The sequence below is a fragment of the Micromonospora sp. M51 genome (assembly GCF_018070305.1).
GTDB classification, from domain to species: Bacteria; Actinomycetota; Actinomycetes; order Mycobacteriales; family Micromonosporaceae; genus Micromonospora; species Micromonospora parva.
Genome location: NZ_JAGPXZ010000014.1, coordinates 1 through 23,729 on the forward strand (window position 1 = coordinate 1; position 23,729 = coordinate 23,729).

Consider the following 23,729-nt stretch of genomic DNA (forward strand, 5'->3'; position numbering starts at 1 on the left):
ATACCGCGCCGCGCCCCGGTCACCACGGCGGTCCGTCCGGACAGGTCGAACAGGGCCGTCACTGGTTACCCTCCCGCACGTCGAGCAGCACCTTCATCACGCCGCCACCCTCCAGCGCCGCGAAGGCTGCGCTGGCCGACTCGACCGGCTCGATCCGGGAGATGAGCCGCTGGGCCGGGATCGCACCCGAGGCGACCAGCCGGATCGCCTCCACCATGTCGTCGCGCTGATACAGCCGGGCGCCGAGGAGCTCCAGCTCACGCCAGAAGAACCGGTGCAGGTTGACCTCCCGGGGCTGGGGGTGGATCGCCACCATCACCAGCCGCCCACGGGTGGTGAGGACGTCGACCGCCGTGGTGACACCGGCGGCGGAGCCGGACACCTCGAAGGCGATGTCGGCGCCCGCGCCGTCGGTACGGTCGTTGACCAGCGCCACGACATCGGTCGACAGCGGGTCGACGGCCTCGACCCCGATCCCTTCGGCCACCTCGCGGCGGAACGGGTCCGGCTCGACGAGGAGGACCCGCGCGCCACGGCTGCGCGCGACGGTGGCGATGAGGACGCCGACCGGTCCGCCACCGACGACGACCACCTGGTCGTCGGCGGTCACGTTCCCCCGGCGTACGTCGTGCACGGCGACCGCCACCGGCTCGACGAGCGCCGCGTGGTCGAGGGGCAACTCCTGCGGAAGTGGCAGGACCAGCTCCACCGGCACGGTCCACGACGACTGCATGGCACCCGGTGAGTCGATGCCGAGGAAGTTCATGGCGTGGCAGACGTGGGAGTTGCCCCGCTGGCAGGCGGCGCAGCGTCCACACGGCCGGGTCGGCATCACGGTGACCGGCTGACCGACCTCCCAGCCGGTCACGCCCTCACCGAGGGCCGCGATGCGGCCGGACATCTCGTGCCCGATGACGGCGGAGTCACCAACCCGGGCGTCCATGTCGCCGTGGTAGATGTGCAGATCCGTACCGCAGATCCCGGTGTACGCCACCTCGATGCGTACCTGACCCCGGCCCGGTGGCTCCGGGTCGCGGTGCTCGATTCCGAGGTTTCGCGCCCCCCGGTAGACGACTGCCTTCATCGTTCCTCCGTCTCGACGGTCGGTACGTCGGTCGTGCCGACCGGGCATGGTCGTGGGTGCACCGCCGTCGCGATGCACCCACGTCTCCCTGTTCTGTCGGTCAGCTCAGTGCCGTGCGGTCGGTGACACGTCATTGTGGGGGTGCAGCGACGTGACCGGCACCTGACGTGTGGGGATCACCCCGTCGACACCGGCCAGCAGCCGCCGACCGGCCCGCTCCGGCCGGACGTTGGGGCTGTCGGCCGTCTGCGCCTGCGGGCGGCGGTTGGCCGCCCGGATCCGGTCCTCGTCCACTCGGACCCCCAGCCCCGATGTGTCACCGAGGATGAAGGCGCCATCCTCGTCGTGCAGGTCGATGGAGACGCCGACCGGCGGGTGCAGGTCCTGCAGCTCGCTCGTCAGGTGGTTCGGCACCGAGGTCGCGGCGTGCAGCAGCCCGATCGGGCTGTTGCCGATCGGGCTGACCGGCAGGTCGTGGGCGTGGGCCAGGGCGGACGCCCGCAGGAAGTGGGTGACCCCCCAGACGGCCGCCATCTGGACGATGTCGACAGCGCCGGCGGCGATCAGCGGACGGTACTGTTCGAGCCCGGTGAGGTTCTCGCCGGTGGCTACCGACGCGGACACGCCCCGGCTCACCGCGGCGAGACCCTCGGCGTCCCAGCGCCGGACCGGCTCCTCGATCCAGATGAGATCCAGCGTACGTTCCAGTTCGCAGACGTGCCGGACAGCCTGCTTGCGCGTCCACGCCTCGTTGACGTCGAGCATGAGGCCCGGCCGCTGCCCCTTCCCGGCCTCGGTCAGGACCTCCTTGACCAGCCCGAGGCGGCGCCTGTCGTGCTCGATGTCGAGCCCGCCCTTGAGCTTGGCCGCCCGGAGGCCGTGGCTCGCGTAGACCTCGTACTCCGCGACGAGTTCGTCGTCGGTGAGCCCGATGTCCAGACCGGACGCGTAGGCGGTGACCCGCCGGTCGCTTCCGCCCAGCAGCCGCCACAGCGGTTCGCCGGCGGCCTGCGCCTTGATGTCCCAGAGCGCGGTGTCCAGCGCGCCGATGGTGCCGAACACCGGCCCCGCGTGGCCCGCCTTGAAGGTGTGCCGCAACATGCGGTCGTACAGGGACGTCACGGCACGGGGGTCTTCGCCCTCGACGGCTGCGAAGATCCGCTCTATCTCGACGTGCGGCCCGAGGCCGATTCCCGAGATTCCTTCGTCGGTGTCGACGATGACGATCGAGACGGGGACCACCCCGTCGGCGAACACCCCGTTGGCGTCGCCGACGGGTCGCCCCCACTCCTGGACCGTCGTGAGCGTCCGATATCCCGTGATCCGCATGTCAACCCTTCGTGGAACCGGCGGCGACGCCGTCGGCAATTTGGCGCTGGAGGAACAGGTAGACCAACAGGACGGGTATCGCGGCGATCAGCACACCCGAGGCGAAGGTGGGAATGTTGTCGGAGTACTGCCCGCGCAACGAGGTCACCCCGATCATGAGCGTCCGGTGGTCGGCCGAGGGCATCATCACCAGCGCCATGAGGACGTCGTTCCAGCAGAACAGGGCGTTGAGGATGCCGACCGACAACAGCGCCGGGGTGCCCAGGGGCAGCATGATCCGGCGGTACACCCCGTACACGGTGCTGCCGTCGATCCGCGCGGCGTCCACGATCTCCGGCGGGATGCCCTTGTAGTAGCTCGTCATGAGGAAGACCGTGAAGGGCAGAAACTGGGCCACGTAGACCAGGATCAGGCCCGGGTAGGTGTCGATGAGCGCGGTGTCGGCCATGATCCGGGCGAGCGGCACCATGATCACCTGGAACGGGATGAAGAGCCCCGCGAGGCAACCCAGGAACAACGCCGATGAGCCACGGAACCGCAGCTGGCTCAGGGCGAAGCCGGCCATCGACCCGAACAGCAGCAGCAGGAGCACCGACGCCGTCACCACGAACAGCGAGTTGACGAAGTAGCGGCCCATGCCGACGCTGCTCCACGCCGTGCTGATGTTCTCCCAGCGCAGCGCGTCGGTCAGCGAGAACCGGTCGAGGATGTAGTCGCGCCGCGTCTTCATCGCGACGTTGGCGGTGAAGAGCAGGGGGTAGATCGTCGCCAGCGCGAGCAGTGCCATCGGGACGGCGATCAGCCACCGTCCCAGTCGGATGCGAGACATCAGTCCTCCTTCCCCGCTCGTTCCAGCAGTTTGATCTGCATGAGCCCCACCACCAGCATGATCACGAAGAGGATCGTCGACGCTGCCGAGGCGAGGGCCGGGCGGTTCATCTGGCCCTGCTGGATCCAGATGTAGTACTCCGGCAGGTACGTCGAGCCCTCCGGGCCGCCGCTGGTCATCACGAAGAGCAACCCGAACATCGAGGTCAGCATCCCGATCATCGTGGTCACGAAGACGAACTGGATGGTCCGGGCGAGGCTCGGAACGACCACGTGCCAGACGACCTGACGCAGCGACGCCCCGTCCACCCGGGCGGCGTCCAGGAGCGCGGCGTCCAGCGTGGCGAAGCCGGCGAGGAACACCACCAGCGCCATCCCGAAGGTGGCCCAGATGTGCACGCCCACCACCATGAACATCGCGATGTCCGGGTCTCCGAGCCAGTCCACCGGACCGACACCGACCGACCCGAGCACGGCGTTGAGCGGGCCGTCGAAGGCGAGCAGCAGGTTGAAGATCGCACCGACGATGACCGGTGAGAGCACCGCCGGGAAGAAGTAGACGCTGCGGTAGAAGCGGTGACCCGGCACCCGCAGGTAGATGAACGTCGCGAGGAGACCGGGGATCGCCACCGCCACCGGCAGCAGCAGCACCAGAAGCCCGACGTTGCTCAGCGCGGTCCGGAACAGCGGGTCCGCGAACAGCTCGCGGTAGTTGCCGAATCCGACCGCTGTGCCGTTCTGCGCGCCGTCGCCGGTGAAGGAGAAGTTGACGCCGAGGATCAGCGGGTAGAGCCGCAGCAGCACGATGATCAGGACGGCCGGGGCGACCAGGATGTAGGGGGCGTAACGCTCGGCCCCCGGGCCGCCACGGGCGCGACGCGGTCGTGCGCCGCTGCGATGGGCGGCGGCGGGGGTGACTGCCGCCCCGCCGGCCCGTCCGGCCGAAGCCGGACGGACCGATGGTTGCGTGTTTCCCATTGGCACGAGGTCAGCCCGCCTGGTCAGAAGCGGCCAACTGCTTCACCACCTCGTCGACGGTGATCGAACCGCTGAGGAGCTGCTGGGAGAGGCGCCCCATCAGGTCGATCGTCTTCGAGGAGAGCGCCACGTGCAGAGCGGGCTTGCCGCTCTTGAGCTCACCGACGATCGTGGAGACCGCCGGGCCGCCCGCCGACACGTCGATGGTGGTGTCGGCGGCGATCGCGCCGGCGTCAGCGTAGAAGGCCTTCAACGCCTCGGCCGAGCTCAGCGAGCGCGCCAGGTCGGCGGCCATCTTCGGGTCCTTCGTCCACTTGGCGACCGCGTAGCCGATGCCGCCGTCGTAGGGAAGGCTCGGGGTGGTGCCGGCGGTGACGACCGGGGCCTTCATGACGCCGAGCTTCTCCGGGGTGAGGAACTCGTTGAAGTCCTGCCAGTGACCCACGTCCGACATCAGGCCCATGACGTGGGCGGCCTTACCGGACTGGAAGAGCGCGAAGGAGTCGTTGAACATGGCGGTCGAGTTGGCCCCGTCGCTGTTCATCTTCTTGTCGCCGGTCTCCTTCCAGAGCTGGAAGAGCCGCTTGACGTTGGCCGAGTTCCAGTCGCGCTTGCCGGCGATCCAGGCGTCGTACTCGGCGGCGGTGAGGGTCGTCGAGCCCATGCTGGAGATCCAGAACTGGATGCCGACGCCCTCCTTGTTGCCGAGGGCGAAGCACTTGGAACCGGCCTTGGCGATGGCGGCGCAGTCGGCGACGAACTTGTCCCAGGTGGTGGCAGGGCTCGCCGGGTCGAGGTTGGCCTTCTGGTAGATCGCCTTGTTGTAGTAGATCGGGTAACCCTGCAGCGTCACCGGGGCGGCGTAGATCTTGCCGTCCTTGGTGAACGCCTCCCAGCCGGCCAGCCGCTGCTTGTCCTCGGCCACGTACTCGTCGAGGGGCACCAGCGCGTCCACCCGGTCGCGGATCTGGCCGCCACCGTTGAACAGCATGACGTCCGGGCCCTTGCCGGACTGAATCGCCGCACCGAGCAGGGTGTAGTACTGATCGAAGGGCTGTGCGACGAACTCGACCTCGACGTCGGCGTGCTTCTTCTTGAAGTCGGCCTTGGCCTTGTCCAGATAGGATTTGGCGAACGGCTCGCCGGACTTCCAGTCCCACACCACCAACTTGCCGTCCGAGCTGGTTGACTTGCCCGAATCGCTAGCACTTCCACAACCGGCCAGGGCCAGGCCCACAACGAGGACGGCCGACCACATTGCGCGCTGTCTCATGTTGTCACCTCTATATGGGGGGTGGCCGGCGGGTGCCCCGCGAGCCAATGTTGACGGGAACGTAACTCGTATGACGTGTGACGTCAACACCCGGCCGTACACTGATCCGGACGTCGTGCCACGGCGAGCCATTCGGAGGGGGACATGACGCCACCACGGGAGACAGCCCTGAACAGCCCGGCGACCCCGGCGTGGGTGCGTCGGCCGACCAACCTCGCCAGGGCGGTCACCGCCGAACTGGTGGAGCGCATCGTCCGCGGCGTACACCCGTCCGGGACGTCCCTACCTCCCGAGCCGATCCTCTGCGAGACCTTCGGGGTGAGCCGGACCGTCGTCCGGGAAGCAGTGAAGATCCTCCAGGAGAAGGGGCTGGTGCAGGTCCGCCAGGGCGCCGGCACCATGGTCACCCCACCGGCACACTGGGACATGCTCGACGAGCTCGTCCTCGCCGCGACCATCGCCGTGGACGACAGCTTCGCCATCCTCGACGACCTGGTCGTCACCCGGCGGGTGCTGGAGTCCGACATGGCGAACGTCGCCGCCCGCCTCGCCGACACCGAGACCATCGAGCGCCTGCGGGCCATGGTCGACCGGATGGACGAGCTCGTCGACGACCACGTCACCTATCACGACCACGACCGGGCCTTCCACGACACGATCATGCAGGCGTCGGGGAACCGCATCGCTCGTGGCGTCGTCCGTGCGCTGGAGAGCCAGGTGATCAACACCGCCCGGTACATGGGCCGGACGGAACGCGCCCTGTGCGTGGCGTCCAACCAGGGCCACCGACGCATCTACGAACGCATCGCCGCCCACGACGCCAACGGCGCCGCCGAGGCGATGTTCACCCACATCACCGAGGCCTGGCTGGTCCGCCGCAACGGCTCGGGGAGCCCCGCCCGCCTCGAACGCTGACCGCCACCCCAGCCGGGACGGCGCCCACCCCCGGGGTACGGGAGCGGACGCCGCCGGCTGCGCCGATCAGTGTCACGAGAACTGGGCGAAGAACCTCCAGATCTCACCCTTGGTCCAGGTCGTGATGCCGCTCTCGGCGTAGGTGCCGTCCACCGGGCCGGGCATGTGACCGTTGTCGTACGCCGCCCACTGCACCGGGTAGCCGGCCCGGCAACCGGAGTAGGCGGTCGTGATGTGCGTACGACTGCCGCCGGCCGGCTCGGGCGGGTTCTGGGCGGTGCAACCGTTGTTGCGGACGAAGGTGTCGCGCAACGCCCTGCCCTGGGAGATGTTCAGGACGCTGTCCGAGATGCCGTGCAGCCCGAAGTACGCGATCGGCTGGGTGCCGCCGCTGCACCCGCTGATCTGCGCGCCGGAGATGACAGCGACCGCCCGGAAGACGGTGGCCCGTGCGCAGGCGACGGCGTAGCTCATGCCGCCACCCCAGCTGAAGCCGAGCGCGAACCGCTGCCTCGGGTTGACGCAGAGGCTGCTCTCGATCCGGCTGATCATGTCGTCGACGAAGGTGATGTCCTCACCGCCGGAGTTGCCCCAGCCGTTGCCGAATCCCTGCGGCGCCACCAGGATCGCGCTGTTGTTCGACTGCTCCTGCTGCCCGTAGTAGGACCAGGCGGCCCCGCTGGTGCCGCCGGAGGAGATCTCCTGCATGGTGCCGCCCCGCCAGTGGAAGGCGAAGATCAGCCGGTACGGGTTGCTGTTGTTGTAGTTGGCGGGCACCCGCAGGATGAAGGTTCGGCTCTTGCCGTTGCTCTGCATCGTGTGCGTGCCGCTGGCCAGCGTCGGCGCCTTGCCGCACCCGCTGCCGCCGGTCGGCGGTGGGTTGCTGCCGCCGACGGGAACGAGTTGCCACTGCTGGTTGGTGCCGCCCCAGTCGGCGTACTGCACGATGTTGCCACCGTCGGCGGTGGACGCGCCCTGCACCTCGACGACCTTGTTGCTGTTGCGGTTGATCAGCCGGACGTAGCCACCGTCCGAGTCGGCCAGCCGGAACTGCTGGTTCGTCCCGTTGAGGTCGGACCACTGCACGATCGCCCCGCCGTCGGCGGTGGAGAAGTTGCTGACGTCGAGCACCTTGCCCGAGTGCCGGGACTTGACCCGGTAGTAGCCGCCCCCGGAGTCCACGAACTGCCACTGCTGGTTGGTGCCGTTGTTGCGCGTCCACTGGCTGATCCGCGCACCGTCGTTGGTGGCCGAGGCGTACAGGTCCAACGCCTTGCCGCTGTTCCGGTTCACCAGGGTGTACCAGGCGTTGGTGTCCACTGTCGCTGCCGCCGCGGGCGCCGCGTAGACGGCGACGAGGGTGCTGGCTGCCATGACCGTGGCCGCCGCCGCGGCCAACCCTGACCGCCAGCGACGTCTCTGTCGAGAGGCGGGACGAGCCTCACCGAGGGCTTTCATGTCCACTCCTTCGATCGGGGTCACCCACGAGCGGAGAGCCGCGGGTGCCCTGGCGTGCGTGCCGGCGTCGTGGTGGTGGCGTCAGCACGTCTGGGGCTGTTGTGCGGGCATCCTGCGGCCTTCGGCGCACGTCGATGGCGATGCCGCGATCCGGGCTTCGGAGCAGGCCGCGTTGAGCCGCGCGGCGCGACGCCCTGGCTCCCGGCTGCCGCGTCGCCCGCTGGTGAAAATTAGCGGCAAAGACGTCATACGTCAAATGACTGTCATCGATTCGAATCGTGGCCCGAAACGACTACCTGATGGTCGCGGTGGCCCGCCCCCACCCGGGGACGGGCCACCGGTCGTCACACCTCGCCGGGGCGGGCGCCGGCCGGATCCCGGTCGGCCGGCAGCCCTTCTCCCCCAGCTCAGGCAATGGCAGCGACTAGCCGATCCGGACCAGCTGCCACTGCTGGTTCGTGCCGCCCCAGTCGGCGTACTGCACGATGTTGCCACCGTCGGCGGTGGACGCGCCCTGCACCTCGACCGCCTTGTTGCTGTTGCGGTTGATCAGGCGCACATAGCCATCAGACGAATTGGCGAGTCGGAACTGCTGGTTCGTGCCGTTGAGGTCGGACCACTGCACGATCGCGCCGCCGTCGGCGGTGGAGAAGTTGCTGACGTCGAGCACCTTGCTGGAGTTGCGCGACTTCACCCGGTAGTAGCCGCCGCCCGAGTCCACGAACTGCCACTGCTGGTTGTTGCCGTTGTTGCGCGTCCACTGGCTGATCCGCGCGCCGTCGCTGGTGGCCGAGGCGTACACGTCCAGTGCCTTGCCGCTGTTCCGGTTCAGCAGCACGTACCAGGCGCTGGTGTCCACCCCGGTGCCCGGCGGGGGCGTGGTGGGCGGGGTGGAGCCGCCGTTGAGGGCGTCCAGGACGGCGTTGTACGCGGCCTTCTTGTTGCCGTTGCAGTCGAACAGCAGCGCGTTGTCCGAGCCACGCCACGAGTCGCAGTCGCGTACCCCCCAGGTGGTGATGCCGGTGCAGCGCGAGACCGCCAGGCAGGCGCGGGTGACGGCGCCGTAGATGTTGGCCTGGTTGCCACCGGTCATCACGTCCAGCTCGGTGATCTGCACGTCCACGCCGAGATCGGCGAAACGCTGCAGGTTGGCCTGGTAGTCACCGGCCAGCGAGGTACCCAGGTGCGACTGGAACCCCACACAGTCGATCGGCACACCACGGGACTTGAAGTCCCGCACCATGTTGTAGATCCCCGTCGACTTCGCGTTGATCCCGTCGGTGTTGTAGTCGTTGTAACACAACTTCGCACCCGGATCCGCCGCCCGCGCCGCCCGGAACGCCGCCTCGATCCAGTCATTACCGGTGCGCTGCAGGTTCGAGTCACGCCGCCCACCCGAACCACCGTCAGCGAACGCCTCGTTCACCACGTCCCACGAATGAATCTTGCCCCGGAAGTGGGTGGCGACCTGGGTGACGTGGTTGATCATCGCGTTGCGCAACGCGCTGCCCGACATGCCCTGCGCCCAGCCCGGCTGCTGCTGGTGCCACAGCAGCGTGTGACCCCGCACGCTCATGCCGTTGGCCTGCGCGTGGCTGACCAGGCGGTCACCACTGGAGTAGGTGAACACACCCTGCTGCGGCTCGGTCGAGCTCCACTTCATCTCGTTCTCGGCCACGACACTGTTGAACTCACGGTTCAGGATCGTCGTGTAGGCGCTGGTCGACAGCTTGCCGACGGCGACAGCCGCGCCGAAGTAGCGGCCCTTCTCGGCGGCGGCCGCCTTCAGGGTCGTGCCGGCGCCGGCTGCGGGAGTCAGCGCCACGGTCATACCGGTGGTGAGGGCGACGGCGAGGGCCGCCGCCGCCAGCAACGTTCTCGGTGATTTCATGTCGTTCCTTCTCAGTGGGTGCATCGGTGGTGGTGATGTGCCACTTCAGTCAGGACGGCCCCTGGTGCCGGCGCACATGGTTGGGGAAGGCGTTCGCCGGCACCGCCGGGAGCCCTGAGGTGACGTCCGCCTGCCCGGATGGACGCCGAGAACCGAGAAACGACGCGTAGGGCTCGCCCGGTGAACCCAACGAAACGATCGTCCTCTATATCGAGAGTGAGCGATAACATGTCGTTCGTCAAGACGAAATGAGCCGTTCACGCCGACGCGCCGGAACACCTCGCCCCGATCACCACCCGCCGCCTGCGAGGATCCGCGTCATTCGCCGCGCGACCTGCCGGAACGGCCGCGCCACGGCGCTACCGAAAGACGCCTGAGGGTGGCTCTGTTATCGCTCACAGCTAGCAAGCGAGACCGGGCGCGGGCGGCGGCGGGGCAGGCGATCCGGCGACCAGAGGTCGTCCTTATCGGCAGCGCGCGCCTACGTGGAGGTCAGCTCCTGCGCCAGCCGATCCAGACCGCCCTTGATCAGCTGCCCGTAGGCGTCATCGCCAAGCGCGCCGACCCCAGACCCCGAGTGCGCCATCGGCACGATCCACGTAATTCTCGTCAGCCGGCAGAACCGCCGTGCCCATGCTCGGCCAGGCTCGCCTCGACGCGTACACCGGCGAGCATGTCGGCGGTGGTGTGCGCCCGGATGTCGGGCTGTGTGCCGTCGGCAAACCGGGCGACGACCGCCCGAACGTGCCGCTCGGCGGGCGCGGCGAGGCCGTCGTAGACGGCCGCGAACAACTCCTGCGCCGGCCGCCGGAGCCACCCCTGCGGAAGAAGCTCCAGGGGCAACTGCGGATCGAGTACGGGAAACCGCCGGAAGGTGTCCATCACCTCGGTACGCGCCCGCACCGCGGCAACCCCGTCGACCTCCCCGGACACCACAGCGGGCAGCAGCGGCGTCCAGCGCCGCAGGAACGCGTCGTAGCTCCGACTGATCGCCTGGATGTCCCAGGCCTCGATCGGGGCACGATGAGCCGCCGAGCCGAGCGGGGTCTGTCGGCCGCGAAACACCGTCACGGCACCGAGGGTGAGCTGGTCGAGCCGAGCCCGAGCCGGAGCGTTCAGTTCGCGCGGCGAGATCCACAGCCCGTCGTACAGCGGCGCGTAGCCGAGCCACCGCAGCTGAGCCCGCAGCGCCCGTCGCTGCGTGCTCAGCTCCTGCGGCAGCGAGAAGGCGACAACCGTCCAGCACCCGTCCCATCGCACCGTCGAGGTGGTGGAGGCGAGGATCCAGTGGGCGCCCGCGGAGAGGCTGGCCGCCGCTGCGCGGCTGAGGCGGTACGAGCTGCGGCGCCCCAGTCGGCTGCCCTCCAGGACCCCGCGGCGGGCCAGCCGGCTGATCGCGGTGCGCGCCCCGGCCGTCGTCACGCCGGTCTCTCCGAGCAGCGCCACGATGGCGGCGGACGGCAGGGGGACACGGGTCCGCAGGGTGTAGTCCGCCAACAGGGTCACGGCGACCCCCTGGGGGGAGTTGCCCACCTGCCGCCTGGGCAGCCGGAGTTCGTGATCTCCGTCGTCCGGATATATCTCGTCGATGTCGAACGGGCTTGCCACAGGCGCTCCGTGCTCTTCAGGGACGGTGTGACGACTGTAGACGGATCGCCGCTCCCCGCCGAGCCCCGGGACCGCTTCGCGATAGAGAAACTTCGATTGACACTTGTCGGTCCGAGGGGAACACTAATTGCCACGCAATGCCGTCCGGAGCCGGGCAGGGCAAGCCACAGGTAGCGGGCAGGCGCGATCACGCGGGAACCGGGCGCACCCGCTGACGGATCGCGCGACCAATCCCAGCCGAACCGGCAATCGAAGGAGTCGTCCGTTGAGAATCAAGAGAAAACTGCTGCTCGCCCTCGCCGTGCCGCTGCTGACAGCCGGCCTGCTGGTCCCCGCGCTCCGACCCGCGTACGCGGCGTCGCTGACCGAGGTGACCAGCTTCGGTGACAACCCGGGTCGGATGCGCATGCACGTCTACGTGCCGGACAACCGCCCGGCCCGCCCGGCGGTCGTGGTGGCCATGCACGGCTGCGGAGGATCCGGCCCCGGCTTCTACTCCGGGAGCGAGTTCGCCAGCCTCGCGGACCGCTACGGATACATCGTCATCTACCCGTCCGCCACCCAGCAGGCCGGGTTCGGCAACTGCTTCGACACCTGGTCGGACGCCGCCAAGCGACGTGGTGGCGGCAGCGACCCGGTGTCGATCATCTCCATGATCCGGTACGTGCAGCAGCAGTACGCGGCCGACGGGGATCGGGTCTACGCCACCGGCAGTTCCTCCGGCGGCATGATGACGAACCACATGCTGGCGCTCTACCCCGACGTGTTCAAGGCCGGCGCCGCGTTCATGGGCGTGCCGTTCAACTGCTTCGCCAACGCGGCGGACTACCCGCCCGGCAGCAGCCAGTGCACCGGCGGAAACATGAACCGGACCCCGCAGCAGTGGGGCGACGCGGTCCGCCAGGCGTACCCGGGTTACTCCGGGCCCCGCCCGCGCGTGCAGCTGTGGCACGGCACCAGCGACACGCTCGTGCCGTACTCGTTGCTGCAGGAGACGATCGAGCAGTGGACCAACGTGTTCGGGCTGAGCCAGACACCCACCTCCACCGACACGCCCCAGGCCAACTGGAACCGACGTCGCTACGCCGACAGCAACGGCACCGTCCAGGTTGAGGCGTACAGCATCCAGGGGGCCGGGCACAGCCTGCCCTCCGGCGGAATGGCTGCCGCAGCCCTGCAGTTCTTCGGCCTGACCAACCCCACGACGCCGCCGCCGACCACCCCGCCGCCGACGACGCCACCCCCGACGACGCCACCCCCGACCACGCCGCCGCCCACCACGCCGCCGCCCGCATCCGGCGCCTGCCGGGTGGCCGTCGACCTGAACGCCTGGAACACCGGCCTGACCGAGAACATCACCATCACGAACACCAGCACCAGCGCCGTCAACGGCTGGTCACTGGTCTTCACCCTGCCGGGCGGGCAGACCATCACCTCGGGCTGGAACGCCACCTACTCGCCCAACTCCGGGCAGGTGACGGCCCGCAACGTCGCCTACAACGGCGGCATCCCCGCCAACGGCTCGGTGACCATCGGCTTCCAGGCCACCCACACCGGCAACAACGCCCGGCCGTCCTCGTTCACCCTCAACGGCGCGTCCTGCGCCATCGCCTGAGACCAGGCTGGCGTCGACGAGACAGTGCGCCGGTCACCACCGCGTGGTGACCGGCGCACTCCCCCGTTCCGGCGTCACCGGGTCAGCGGTAACCGGCGCCCACCACGCTGGCCTGCACCGCGTTCTCGGTCGCGTCGGACGGGTAGCCGGCGACCATGGCCCCCTCGTAGAAGGTGCCGGCGCTGAGGTTCGCGCCGCCGTCGGGCTTGCAGCAGTCACCGCCGCTGCCCAGGATGATCGCGCCCTGCTTCTTCATCGGGCTGTATCCCGGCGGGAGCGAGCCGTCGTACAGCGTGTAGAGGCTGCCGGACTGGGCGTCGCTGCCCTTGATGGCGAAGCGGGTCGTGCCGTTGTTCTTCAACGTCGCGGTCACGAACTTGCTGGTGAAGGCACGCTGGTTCGGGTTCCAGGCCTGGCTGCCACCTGGGAAGAGGCCCCACTCCAGGTCCGCCTGCACCCAGGGCCCGCTGCCGGAGCAGCCGCCGAACCAGCACTGCTTGCTGAAGTTGATGGCGTCCATCGCCCCGGCGGCGTCGGCCTTCCTGGTCGTCTCGCTGTTGCCGTAGTCGAAGCAGCAGCCGCTGTTGACGTGGGTCCCGCTGGTCACCATGTACATGCCCTCGGGAGCCGCGCCGGTCGGCACGCCGGTGAGGTGCCCGTCGCGCCAGTAGCTGTTACCGGGATTGATGTAGAGCGAGTACGCCTTCGCGCCGCCCACGGTCAGCGACTCCGAGGTCGCGATCGCCGGCTTGCTCTGGGGCGAGCCCGGCACCACGCTCGACCCCTGGTACCAGAGGTCGTTGCCACGCCCGGACTGGTCGAAGACCACGGTGATCACGCAGGTCGTGCCGGCGCAGAACGAGTCCTGCGTGGCCGCGTTGGCGGTGCCGCCGGTTGCCGTGAGCCCGATGTTGCGGGTCGTGTTGTCCGACGAGCGTCGGACCTGGTACAGGTTGCCGGCGTACGCCTCGTAGAGCGCTCGCGTGGTGCTGTGCGCGGCGATGCACGGGGTGCCGCCGGAGGCGTAGATGTCGCACGGGCGCGCGCCGGTGGGCGGGTTGGTCGGCGGCGGGGTGGTGGTCGGCGAGGCCCACTGCTGGTTGGTGCCGCCGTTGCAGGCCCAGAGGATGATTTTGGTGCCGTTGGCGGTGGCCGCGCCGTTGGCGTCGAGGCAGAGCCCGGACTGGACGCCGGTGATGGTGCCGTTGGAGTTGAGGTTCCACTGCTGGTTGGTGCCGCCGTGGCAGTCCCAGATGATGGCCTGGGTGCCGTTGGCGGTGCCCTGGCCGAAGGCGTCGAGGCACTTGTTGCCGTACACCTGGAGTTGTTTGCCGGCGGTGTAGGTCCAGCGCTGCGCGGTGCTGTTGCTGATGCAGTCCCAGAGCTGGACCTGGGTGCCGTTGGTGGTGGTGGTGCCGTTCGGTACGTCGACGCAGCGCCCGGACTGGCCGCCCACGACCTGGGCGTTCTGTTGCGGGTTGCCGCCTCCGGCCGGTGCGTAGCCGGCGGCGTTGATGTTGGCCTGGACGGCGTTCTCGGTGGCGGCCGTCGGGTAGCCGGAGGTCAGTACGCCCTCGAAGAACGTGCCCCGGCCGGTGATGCTGTTGTCGCCGCCGATGCCGAGCAGGATGGCCCCTTCCTTCTTCATCGGGTGGTAGCCGTTGGGGCGTGGCCCGTCGAAGTAGGTCGTCAGGCTGCCCGACTGAGCGTTTCCGCCCCGGATCGCCCAGTGGTTCGGCTCGCCCTTGACCATGGCCGTGACGAAGCGGTGGTTGATGGACGCGATGTTGTTGTAGCCCGCGTTCACCCCGGAGAACAGCCCCCACTCCAGGTCGGCCATGATCCAGGGGCCGGCGCCCGCGCCGTAGCCCCACTGCTTGTTGGCGCCGAAGTAGACGGTCTCCATGATGGCGCGTTCGTCGGCCAGGTTGTTGGTCTGGGCGTTGCCGTAGTCGAAGCAGCACCACTGGTTGTAGTGCGTGCCGTCGACGACCGCGTAGATGCCCTCGGGCTGGTCGCCGGTGGCGACACCGTTGGTGTTGTTGTTGCGGTAGCCGGTGCCGGGGGCGATGTAGACGCCGTACGCCTTCTGGCCACCGACGGTGACCGGGGCCGCCTTCGCGTCGGCGAGGTTGTCCCAACCGCCGGGTGCGGGGCCGGCGAAGCCGCCGGGCGGTGCCTGGGTGAGCCGGTTGTTGCGGCCGGACTGGTCATAGATGATCGTGATGACGCAGCTGGTGCTGGCGCAGAACGAGTCCTGGGTGGCGGCGTTGGCGTAGCCCCCCTCGCTGAGTACGCCCACGTCGCGGGTGGTGTTGTCCGACGAGCGTCGGACCTGGTAGAGCGGGCCGTTGTAGGCGCCGTACAGCGCGCGGGTGGTGCTGTGCGCGGCCACGCAGGGTGTGCCGCCGGAGGCGTAGATGTCGCACGGGCCGGTGCCGGCGGCATGGGCGACGCCCGGGGTGTCCGAGACCACGTAGACGCCGGCGCTGACGACCACTGCCAGCAGGGTCCCGGCGGCGGCCATCAGGCGACCCAGTTTTCTCTTCACATTCATCGGATCCTTTCCGGTACGGGACGGGGTGCGGTGCGGAGATTGACGTCACACGTCATACCTGTGACATTAATAGTCGCCCATCTATGAGCGCTAGTTGGCACACGTTGGTTGTCGATCGATGAGCCTGAGGACGGATATGCTGGTCGGCGGTGCAAGGTGCGTCCCCGTGTCGGGGCAAGAATCGATTCGAGGGCGATTGATGAACATCGGGGAGATCGCCCGTCGGGCGGGGGTGTCCCGCAGCACCGTCTCCTACGTGCTCAGCGGGAAACGCAGCGTCTCGGAGGGGACCCGGCAACGCATCCAGTCGGTCATCGACGAGTTGAACTACCGGCCGAACGCCAGCGCCCGCGCGCTGAAGGAGGGGCGCACCCGCACCCTCGGGCTGGTCATCCCGCCGGCCAGCCAGCGATTGACAGACATGCAGCTGGGCTTCGTCGCCAGCGTCGTCGAGGCGGCCGCCCGCCACGACCTCGATGTGCTGCTGTCCCCCTCCGGTGGCGACCATGACCGGTCCTTCGAACGGATCGTGACCGGGCGTCGGGTGGACGGCGTGATCCTGATGGAGATCCGGTTGGCCGACGACCGGGTGACCCGGTTGACCACGGCCGGGCTGCCGTTCGTCACGATCGGCCGGACCGCCGAGCCGCACGGGATGAGCTGGATCGACATCGACTACGCCGGCCTGATCGCCCGGTGCGTGCAACACCTGGCCGATCTGGGGCACCGGCAGGTGGCCCTCGTGAACCGGTCGGCGGAGCTGGTGGCCGCCGGATACGGCCCCAGCCATCGCGCGCTGGCCGGCTTTCGTGCGGCGGCGCTGGAGCGGGGGCTGACCGGCGTGGAGGTCTGCAGCGGCGACGACACGGCCTCCGGCGAGGCGTGCATGGAGCAGCTGCTCGCCACGCACCCGGAGGTCACCGCGGTGGCCACCATCAACGAGGCCGCACTGCCCGGGATGCAGCGCGCGCTGACCGGCGCCGGGTTGTCGGTGCCCCGCGACTTCTCCGTCACCGGCGTCGCCGCGCAGCACTGGGCGGAGGACTTCCGCCCGCCGTTGACCGCCGCCGACGTGCCGATGGTCGAGATGGGCGCCGAGGCGGTGGCGCTCCTGCTGGAGATCATCGCGGCTCCCGGCGCCGTGCCACGACACCGCCTCTACAGCCCGCCCATCTCGTTGCGTTCCAGCACCGGGCCGGTCCGGGCCCGCTGATCCGACCCGGCTACCCGCCCCTGACCCGCCGTTGCTCCGCGGCGGCGGCGAGGATGAGATAGCTGCTCGCGGTCCAGGTGTACGCCCGGTCGCGCAGGCCGGTGCCGGTCTCGGCGTCGAAGTTCTCCGCGAAGCCGGACTTCTCACACAGGGCGAGGAAGCGTCGGCTGATGTCGTCGGCGATCCCGGTCTGCCCGGCCCGGCGCAGGCCGTCCTCGACCAGCACCGTGGACGGTGCCCAGATCGGGCCACGCCAGTAGCCGTCGGCCACGTAGTGGGCCGAATCCGTCGGCTCGGTGGCCAGCCCGTGCGTGGTCAGGTGGGTTTCGACGCCTCGCGCCAGCGCGGCGGCGACCGGGGCCGGCAGGTCGGCCCCCAGCGCGACGGGCATCAGGTCGAGCAGACTGCGGCTGGATCGCCGCTGCCCGGTACGGGGGTCACGCGCGCGGAAACGCTCACCGTCCCACAGGTCGCGCAGCATGGCAGCGTGGATCCGGTCGGCCTCCCGGGACCAGCGGGCGGCGGGCTCACCCAGCTCGGTGGCGAGGTCGGCGAGGCAGCGCAGCTGCGACACCAGGAACGCGGCGAGGTCGGCCGTCTCGAGGACCCGGTTGTCGTCGAAGGTGGTGGCGTTGTCCCAACCGCTGTCGTTGCCGTGGTGGTAGTGCGGCAGGTCGTGGCCGGGGGCCCGCCGCGCGTCGAGCCAGAACCCGGTCCAGCGCGCCAGCCGGTCGTAGGTCTGCGCCAGCGCCGCCCGATCCGGCGGCTCGGGAAGGCGTCGGCGCAGGTGACGCAGGGCCCAGCCGTGGATGGGGGGCTTGACGTAGTTGTGCAGGACCTCGGAGTGGGTGACCGAGTCGGGCAGGGCGCCGGTCTCGTCCTGGTGGTCGAAGGGCAGCTGGAACTGGTGCCAGGCCAGCTCCGGCTCGCCGGCCGCCAGGGCTATCGCGTTGAAGCAGTGGTCCCAGCTCCACACCTTGTCCATCCAGTGCTTGGACATCAGCACGGCCGGTCGGGTGACGAAACCCGCCGGAGCGACGGTGGCCGACCACAGGACGTACGCGGCCAGCTCGGCGGCCGGGGTCTGGGCACCACGCCAGGGCGCGATCGCGTCGACGAACGCGGTGAACTCCGCCATCCGGTCACGGCACAACCGCTCGAAGGCGACGGATCCGGCGTACGGGCGGCGCGCCGTGGCGTACTCCTCGATCGCGATCTCCCAGGGCTGGTCGCCCGGCAGGTCCACGGACCGGCCGGCGGTGCCGAGCGCCTGCGCGCCGTCGGTGCGCGACAGAGCGCCGGAGAGCACTGTGACCCGGTAGCGGCGACCGGTCTCGTACGAGGTGAACACGTGTGACCCGTCGACCGGGTCGGCGTACAGGTAGGTGCCGCTGAACGGGGTGAGGGTGTGCGCGGCGGCGGCCACCCGCAGGCCGAGCCGGTGGCCCCGGATCCGCAGGGTGTCCGGCCCGTCGTAGACGGCCTCGATCCGGCCGGTGCCGTTGTTCCAGGTCAGCACCGTGGGTGTGGCGACGACGGTGGTGCCGGCGACACTGGGGGCGAGCCGCAGGACGGGGTGCAGCCCGGTCTGGTGCGAGACCAGGTGCAGATCGTCGGCGTACGTCTTCTCGGCTACCACCGGGGAGATGTTGAACCAGGATCCTCGGTAGCTGAACGGGATGTCCTGGATTCCGAACTCCGGACCGGACGGGGCGACGGTCATGGGTGGCGGGTGCCTCTCTGTGGTGCGGGTGGTCGGTCCTCGACCGCCGCGGATGGTCAGTCCTTGACGGCGCCGGCGGTCACGCCCATCGAGACGTAGCGCTGGGCCAGGATCAGCAGTACGGCGGCGGGGATCGAGGCGACGACGGCGGTGGCCATGATGGCGTTCCACTGCTGGTTGTTGTTGCCGATGTAGTGGTAGATGCCGAGGGTGATCGGCTGGTGGTCGCCGCCTCCGGCCAGGGTCGAGGCGAAGATGAAGTCCGACCAGGACCACAGGAACGCGAAGAGCGACACCGTGACGATCGAGTTGCGGCTGACCGGCAGCACCACCGACCAGAAGGTCCGCAGTCGACCGGCGCCGTCGACCACTGCGGCCTGGAGCAGCTCGTCGGGGATGCCGGACATGAAGGCCGTGAAGATCAGGACGCCGAACGGCACCGCGAGCGTGGTGTCGGCCAGGATCAGGCCGGGCAGCGTGTTCAGGACGCCGAGGGTGAGGAAGATGGCGTAGAAGCCCATCGCCATGATGATTCCCGGGATCATCTGCGCGATCAGCAGCACGAAGCTCAGCGCCGGCCCGCCGGGTGGCCGCAGCTTCGCCAGGGCGTAGCCGGCGGGGGCGGCCAGTGCGACTGTCAGTGCCACGGTGCCGAGGCCGACCAGGAAGCTGGTGCCGAGGTACGGCAGTTGCTGGTCGAGCACCGCCCGGTAGCCGTCCAGGGTGCCGTTCGTGGGGAACAGGTGCGGGGGACTGGCCCGCATGTCCTGGTCCCGGGTGAAGGACACATTGATCATCCAGTAGACGGGGAAGAGCATCAGCCCGGTCAGCACCAGGCCGACGCCGGTCTTCCACCAGGCCCGAGGCGTCGAGGTGGTCATCGCAGCTGCTGCCTCCGCTCGATCCGGATGTAGACGAGGCCGGCGATCAGGGCCAGCACGATGAGCAGGTTCCCGATGGCCGCGCCCGGGCCGAACTCGGGCAGCAGGTTGCCGAAGCCGAGCCGGTACGACCAGGTGGCGAGCGTGGCGGAGGAGCCGGTCGGGCCACCCCTGGTCATGATCCAGATGATGTCGAAGACCTTCAGCGTGTAGATCAACCCCAGCAGGAGCGTGATCGCGGAGACGGGACGCAGCAGCGGGAAGGTGATCCCCCAGAACCGTTGCCACCCGGTCGCGCCGTCGAGCGCGGACGCCTCGTACATCTCCGCCGGGATCGCCTGGAGGCCGCTGTACAGCACCACCAGGTTGAACGGGATGCCGATCCAGACGTTCGCGATGACCACCGAGGTGAGCGACCAGCCCGGTGAGGTGAGCCAGTTGACCGGGTCGATCCCGACGACGCCGAGCGCCGCGTTGACCAGCCCCGAGTCGCTGTTGAGCAGCCACGACCAGGTCGACGCCGAGACGATCAGCGGCAACAGCCACGGTACGAGGATCAGCGCCCGCAGCGTGCGCGACAGCGGGAAGTGCTGGTGGAAGAAGAGGGCCAGGGCCATCCCGATGGTGAACTGGAAGGCGAGCGAGGCCGCGGTGAAGACCACCGTGTGCGTGAGCGTGGGCCAGAACGCCGGGTCGGTCAGGACCGTCCGGTAGTTGTCGAGGCCGGCGAACGGTGCCCCGCCCTGCACGAACGAGCGGACGGTGTACTCCCGCAGGCTCAACTCGACGTTGCGGTAGAGCGGGTAGGCGTAGAAGGCCGCCAGGTAGATGGTCACCGGGGCCAGGAAGCCCCAGGCCCACCATCGGTTGGGCCGGCGGGCCCGGGACGGGGGAGGCCCGGGTGGGGCGGTGCTCGCCGCCCCACCCTGGTCCCGTACGGCAGTGGAGGTCTCTGTCGTGGCGCGCATGGTGTCGGTTCGGATCGCTTACCTGGTCGAGGCGGCGGTCTGCGCGGCGGTCAGCGCCTCCTGCGGCGACTTCCCGCCGCTGAGGGCCGCCTGGACCGCTGTCCACAGGGATTCGGAGATCTTCGGGTACTTCGTGCCGAGGTTGTCACCGGTCCGGCCCTTGGCTGCCCGGACCGCCTCCACCCAGACCTTGAGCTTCGGGTCCGCGGTCGCCTGTCGCTCCTGCACGGCGGCGACGGGTGCGACGTAGGAGAGCGTGGTGTCCGTGGTGAGGAGGTTGTCGGCGTTGGTCAGACAGGCGACGAGCTGCTGCGACGTCTGGTAACGACCGGTGTTCTTCTGCACCGGGATGGAGACGAACTCACCACCGGTGGGCGCCGGGGCCGGGCCGCCCGCGCTGGCCGGGACCGGGATGGTGCCGTACGCGAAGGGAAGCTTCTCCGCGTTCGCCAACTGCCAGGTGCCGTTCTCGGCGAACGCGTAGTCGCCGGTGGCGAACTCCTGCCAGCTGGTGGTCTGGGTGTTGTTGATGACGGAGTTGGGGGCGTGGCCCTGCTTGAGCCAGTCGGTCCAGAGCGTCAGCGCGGACACCGCCTGCGGCGAGTCCAGGCTGGTCAGTTGGGCCCCCGATCCCCAGAACCAGGGCAGGAACTGGAAGCTGCCCTCCTCGGTGCCGATCGCGGAGAAGGTGATGCCCTTCTTCCCCTTGGCCTTGACCTTGGTCAGGGCTGCGGTCAGCGACGTCCAGTCCGTGACGGTGGCGGGATCGACGCCGGCGGCGGTGAGCAGGTCCTTGTTGTAGTAGAGGGCGAGGGTGTTGGCCCCGATCGGCACCCCGTAGGTCTTGCCGTCGCTCTGGCCGGCGCCGAGCAGGTTCTTCTCCATGGCGGAGACGTCCAGCTTGTTGTCGTCGGTGGTGGTGAGCGCACCGGCCTCGGCCAGCGTCGAGATGACCGGGTTGTCGACGATCAGCACGTCCGGCGAGTTCCCCTGCTGGGCGGCGAGCAGCGCCTTGTTGGTCAGGTCGGTGGTGTCGTAGCCGGTTCGCTCGACCGTCACTCCGGCCGAGGTGCCGCACTTCTTGAGCAGCGCGACCCACTCGGAGTCGTCGGCGAACTGCGGATACGGGTCCCAGACGAGGTAGGCGCCCCCGTCGGAGGGGCCGTCGGTGGACGACGAGCAGGCACCGCCCGTCACTGCGGCGAGAGCTATCACGGCGACGGCGGCCAGGCGCCGCCGACGATTCAGTCCGGTCATCTGGTGCCTCACTTCAAATCGATCGTCAGGTGGGGTGTGTGGGTTGATCGTCGCGGGTTGGACCAGTCCAACCATGAGGCGAATCGATTCGACGAATCGGTTCGCCCGAAGATAGGTCTGGGCGTGGCCGGGGGTCAAGAGCCGGTCGGCCGGTCGAGGAGGATCGCAGGGCAACGTGGACGTCACCGCGCCGTCATCTCATTGACATCGTTCAGTTCGTGGTCCTACGATCCGTGCGAATCGATTCGCAAGCGCTGCCCTCCGGAGAGCGTCCCCCGCGCCCCACCAAGGAGCCGCCCGTGAAAACCCCGTCCCGCAGCAGGTCAGGACGAGCCCGCGTGTTCGCGGCCCGACTCGTCGTCGGCCTGCTCGCCGCCGCCGCCGTCACCGTCGTCGCGTCCCCCGCCCAGGCCGCCGACGAGTCGATCAGTGTCAACTTCTCCACCACCAGCGGTGCGCCGACCTACCGCGCGTCCGGCTGGATCTACGGCATGACCGAGAACGCCAGCGGCCCCGCCGACCACTTCTACCGGGACGTCAAGTTCCAGTACATGCGCGCCGGTGGCGCGCAGCTTCCGGGGAGTGGCTGGGTCGGCGGCACGTACGACCGTCGCTGGAACTCCACCCTCGCCCAGGCGCGCCGGACCACGTCCCTCGGCGGAAAGTTCATCATCCTGCCGCACGACCTGTGGGGCGCCGACGGTGCCGGAATCTCCCGATTCCCCGGTGACAACGGCAACTGGACCGACTACGACAACTTCCTGACCCGCCTGATCAGCGACGTACGGGCGTCCGGCCTGTCGGTGCAGTGGGACATCTGGAACGAACCCAACATCACCATCTTCTGGAACCGGCCGATCTCCCAGTACCTCGAACTCTGGCGTCGGACCTACCAGCGCATCCGGGCGGAGTTCCCCAGCCAGCTCATCGTCGGGCCGAGCTGCGCCTGCGTGCCGTCGACCACGCACGCCTTCTGGAACCAGTACCTGGACTTCGTGCGCTCGACCAACACGGTGCCGGACATCATGAGCTGGCACTCGCTGCCCGGTGACCCGGTCGCCAACGTCGCCGCCGCCAACGCCACCCTCGACCCGCGCGGCATCGCCCACCCGCGTCCGTACCAGATCAACGAGTACGGCGCGCCGGACGAGCAGAACCCGGCCGACGGCGCCTGGTACATCGCGCGTCTGGAGCGGGCCCGGGCCGACGGCCTGCGGGCGAACTGGGCCAGCGGCGGCAGTCTGCACAACGACCTCGGCAACCTGTTGATCCGCAACTCGGCCGGCCAGCACCAGTCCAAGGGGGAGTGGTGGAACTACCGCTACTACGCCTCCCAGGTCGGCGAGACCGTCGCGGTGACCCCCAGCCAGTCGTACGACGCGTACGCCACGAAGACGGCCGGGTCGGCGAAGGTCCTGCTCGGCGGTGGTCGTACCACCGGGAACCTGACCGTCAACCTGCAACGCCTGGACACCACCAGCGGCATCGTGCAGAACAACCAGGTCCGGGTCGTCACCCAACGCATCCCGCACAACGGCGGTGGCGCCGTGCCGGGGCCGGTCACGGTCTCGAACAGCGTGGTCACGGTCTCCAACAACAACGCGACGGTGACAGTGCCGTACACCAACCAGACCGACACCTACACCGTCACGCTGCTGCCCCCCTCGGACGGTGGCTTCCAGTCGGTGGCGGTGGCCCAACACTCCCAGCAGTGCCTGAACAACGCCGGGCTGAGCACCGCCGACGGCAACGTCCAGCAGCAGAACCACTGCGACGGCGGTGACCAGCAGCTGTGGAACTTCCGGCCGGTGGCCGGCGTGGCCAACACCTACACGGTGGTCAACCAGCAGAGCGGCAAGTGTCTCGACGTCAGCGGCGTGTCCACCGCCGACGGCGCGGCGGTGCACCAGTGGACCTGCCTGAACGGCCTCAACCAGCAGTTCACGCTGCGCAAGGTGACCTACGCCGGCAGCGACTCGCACGACTACCAACTCATCGCCCGCCACAGTGGCAAGTGCGTCGATGTCAACGCGGTCTCCACGGCGGCCGGCGCGCAGGTGCACCAGTGGACCTGCCGGGCGGCCAACCAGGGCAGCCCGTTGAACCAGACGTGGCGGCTCCTGGGGCGGTAGGCGTCCCGGGAACTGGTGA

At 69.2% G+C, this 23,729-nt stretch carries 17 protein-coding genes; 4 read left to right on the forward strand and 13 right to left on the reverse strand.

The genetic code is table 11. The annotated features are described in order from the left end of the window. Positions 1 to 58 precede the first annotated feature (58 nt). From KBX53_RS01830 to KBX53_RS01850, 5 genes are all read right to left on the reverse strand, one after another. A complete protein-coding gene (locus KBX53_RS01830; protein ID WP_030333851.1) occupies positions 59 to 1,084 on the reverse strand; it encodes a (R,R)-butanediol dehydrogenase in 1,026 nt (341 codons plus the stop codon). Positions 1,085 to 1,189: 105 nt separating this feature from the next. After that, the gene (locus tag KBX53_RS01835) at positions 1,190 to 2,413 is read right to left on the reverse strand and encodes a mandelate racemase/muconate lactonizing enzyme family protein (protein WP_210857597.1); all 1,224 of its coding nucleotides are present in this window, start codon (positions 2,411 to 2,413) and stop codon (positions 1,190 to 1,192) included. Position 2,414: 1 nt separating this feature from the next. Next, a complete protein-coding gene (locus KBX53_RS01840) occupies positions 2,415 to 3,242 on the reverse strand; it encodes a carbohydrate ABC transporter permease (protein WP_210857598.1) in 828 nt (275 codons plus the stop codon). Beyond that, on the reverse strand, positions 3,242 to 4,219 hold the full coding sequence (locus KBX53_RS01845; RefSeq protein WP_247674970.1) for a carbohydrate ABC transporter permease: 978 nt from the start codon (positions 4,217 to 4,219) through the stop codon (positions 3,242 to 3,244). The genes KBX53_RS01840 and KBX53_RS01845 overlap by 1 nt, the downstream gene beginning before the upstream one ends. 10 nt (positions 4,220 to 4,229) lie before the next feature. Continuing rightward, positions 4,230 to 5,492, reverse strand: coding sequence for an ABC transporter substrate-binding protein (locus KBX53_RS01850; RefSeq protein WP_030333843.1), 1,263 nt, complete (start codon positions 5,490 to 5,492; stop codon positions 4,230 to 4,232). 144 nt (positions 5,493 to 5,636) lie between these two features. On the opposite strand from KBX53_RS01850, the gene KBX53_RS01855 reads away from it, so the two are divergent. Further along, positions 5,637 to 6,407 carry a FadR/GntR family transcriptional regulator gene (locus tag KBX53_RS01855; RefSeq protein ID WP_030333841.1) on the forward strand — a complete coding sequence of 257 codons (771 nt, stop codon included), beginning with the start codon at positions 5,637 to 5,639 and terminating at the stop codon, positions 6,405 to 6,407. 72 nt (positions 6,408 to 6,479) lie between these two features. Here the strand turns inward: KBX53_RS01855 and KBX53_RS01860 are convergent, their stop codons facing one another. The 3 genes from KBX53_RS01860 to KBX53_RS01870 form a co-directional block, all read right to left on the reverse strand. Continuing rightward, positions 6,480 to 7,781, reverse strand: a complete 1,302-nt coding sequence (locus tag KBX53_RS01860) for an RICIN domain-containing protein (RefSeq protein WP_247674971.1) — start codon at positions 7,779 to 7,781, stop codon at positions 6,480 to 6,482. A gap of 508 nt (positions 7,782 to 8,289) precedes the next feature. Next, positions 8,290 to 9,756, reverse strand: coding sequence for an endo-1,4-beta-xylanase (locus tag KBX53_RS01865; RefSeq protein ID WP_210857601.1), 1,467 nt, complete (start codon positions 9,754 to 9,756; stop codon positions 8,290 to 8,292). 609 nt (positions 9,757 to 10,365) lie between these two features. After that, a complete protein-coding gene (locus KBX53_RS01870; protein ID WP_210857602.1) occupies positions 10,366 to 11,364 on the reverse strand; it encodes a PaaX family transcriptional regulator C-terminal domain-containing protein in 999 nt (332 codons plus the stop codon). 265 nt (positions 11,365 to 11,629) lie between these two features. On the opposite strand from KBX53_RS01870, the gene KBX53_RS01875 reads away from it, so the two are divergent. Continuing rightward, entirely contained in the window at positions 11,630 to 12,979 is a 1,350-nt protein-coding gene (locus KBX53_RS01875; protein ID WP_210857603.1) for a PHB depolymerase family esterase, read from the forward strand. Between the two features lie 82 nt (positions 12,980 to 13,061). Here KBX53_RS01875 and KBX53_RS01880 read toward each other — a convergent pair whose 3' ends face one another. Beyond that, positions 13,062 to 15,530, reverse strand: coding sequence for an arabinofuranosidase catalytic domain-containing protein (locus tag KBX53_RS01880; protein ID WP_309140694.1), 2,469 nt, complete (start codon positions 15,528 to 15,530; stop codon positions 13,062 to 13,064). A gap of 205 nt (positions 15,531 to 15,735) precedes the next feature. Between KBX53_RS01880 and KBX53_RS01885 the strand changes: the two genes are divergently transcribed. Continuing rightward, positions 15,736 to 16,749, forward strand: a complete 1,014-nt coding sequence (locus tag KBX53_RS01885) for a LacI family DNA-binding transcriptional regulator (protein WP_210857605.1) — start codon at positions 15,736 to 15,738, stop codon at positions 16,747 to 16,749. Positions 16,750 to 16,759: 10 nt separating this feature from the next. Here KBX53_RS01885 and KBX53_RS01890 read toward each other — a convergent pair whose 3' ends face one another. From KBX53_RS01890 to KBX53_RS01905, 4 genes are read right to left on the reverse strand one after another with little or no spacing between them, the layout of a single operon-like run. Next, positions 16,760 to 18,472, reverse strand: a complete 1,713-nt coding sequence (locus KBX53_RS01890) for an amylo-alpha-1,6-glucosidase (RefSeq protein WP_210857606.1) — start codon at positions 18,470 to 18,472, stop codon at positions 16,760 to 16,762. Between the two features lie 56 nt (positions 18,473 to 18,528). Continuing rightward, positions 18,529 to 19,353 (reverse strand): carbohydrate ABC transporter permease, encoded by an 825-nt coding sequence (locus tag KBX53_RS01895; RefSeq protein WP_030333822.1) that lies wholly within the window; start codon positions 19,351 to 19,353, stop codon positions 18,529 to 18,531. Further along, complete coding sequence (locus KBX53_RS01900; RefSeq protein WP_030333824.1) at positions 19,350 to 20,321, reverse strand: carbohydrate ABC transporter permease; 972 nt, start codon at positions 20,319 to 20,321, stop codon at positions 19,350 to 19,352. Before KBX53_RS01900 ends, KBX53_RS01895 begins: the two co-directional genes overlap by 4 nt. Positions 20,322 to 20,339: 18 nt before the next feature. Beyond that, positions 20,340 to 21,578 (reverse strand): sugar ABC transporter substrate-binding protein, encoded by a 1,239-nt coding sequence (locus KBX53_RS01905; RefSeq protein ID WP_210857607.1) that lies wholly within the window; start codon positions 21,576 to 21,578, stop codon positions 20,340 to 20,342. A gap of 299 nt (positions 21,579 to 21,877) precedes the next feature. Here KBX53_RS01905 and KBX53_RS01910 point away from each other — a divergent pair, with 299 nt between their 5' ends. Beyond that, the gene (locus KBX53_RS01910) at positions 21,878 to 23,710 is read left to right on the forward strand and encodes an RICIN domain-containing protein (RefSeq protein WP_210857608.1); all 1,833 of its coding nucleotides are present in this window, start codon (positions 21,878 to 21,880) and stop codon (positions 23,708 to 23,710) included. Positions 23,711 to 23,729 lie beyond the last annotated feature (19 nt).

What these genes read in the sequence shown, in the direction of transcription:
- KBX53_RS01830 (WP_030333851.1), bottom strand. Translation starts at nt 1,084, where the DNA reads ATGAAGGCAGTCGTCTACCGGGGGGCGCGAAACCTCGGAATCGAGCAC.
- KBX53_RS01835 (WP_210857597.1), bottom strand. Translation starts at nt 2,413, where the DNA reads ATGCGGATCACGGGATATCGGACGCTCACGACGGTCCAGGAGTGGGGG.
- KBX53_RS01840 (WP_210857598.1), bottom strand. Translation starts at nt 3,242, where the DNA reads ATGTCTCGCATCCGACTGGGACGGTGGCTGATCGCCGTCCCGATGGCA.
- KBX53_RS01845 (WP_247674970.1), bottom strand. Translation starts at nt 4,219, where the DNA reads ATGGGAAACACGCAACCATCGGTCCGTCCGGCTTCGGCCGGACGGGCC.
- KBX53_RS01850 (WP_030333843.1), bottom strand. Translation starts at nt 5,492, where the DNA reads ATGAGACAGCGCGCAATGTGGTCGGCCGTCCTCGTTGTGGGCCTGGCC.
- KBX53_RS01855 (WP_030333841.1), top strand. Translation starts at nt 5,637, where the DNA reads ATGACGCCACCACGGGAGACAGCCCTGAACAGCCCGGCGACCCCGGCG.
- KBX53_RS01860 (WP_247674971.1), bottom strand. Translation starts at nt 7,781, where the DNA reads ATGGCAGCCAGCACCCTCGTCGCCGTCTACGCGGCGCCCGCGGCGGCA.
- KBX53_RS01865 (WP_210857601.1), bottom strand. Translation starts at nt 9,756, where the DNA reads ATGAAATCACCGAGAACGTTGCTGGCGGCGGCGGCCCTCGCCGTCGCC.
- KBX53_RS01885 (WP_210857605.1), top strand. Translation starts at nt 15,736, where the DNA reads ATGAACATCGGGGAGATCGCCCGTCGGGCGGGGGTGTCCCGCAGCACC.
- KBX53_RS01890 (WP_210857606.1), bottom strand. Translation starts at nt 18,472, where the DNA reads ATGACCGTCGCCCCGTCCGGTCCGGAGTTCGGAATCCAGGACATCCCG.
- KBX53_RS01895 (WP_030333822.1), bottom strand. Translation starts at nt 19,353, where the DNA reads ATGACCACCTCGACGCCTCGGGCCTGGTGGAAGACCGGCGTCGGCCTG.
- KBX53_RS01900 (WP_030333824.1), bottom strand. Translation starts at nt 20,321, where the DNA reads ATGCGCGCCACGACAGAGACCTCCACTGCCGTACGGGACCAGGGTGGG.
- KBX53_RS01905 (WP_210857607.1), bottom strand. Translation starts at nt 21,578, where the DNA reads ATGACCGGACTGAATCGTCGGCGGCGCCTGGCCGCCGTCGCCGTGATA.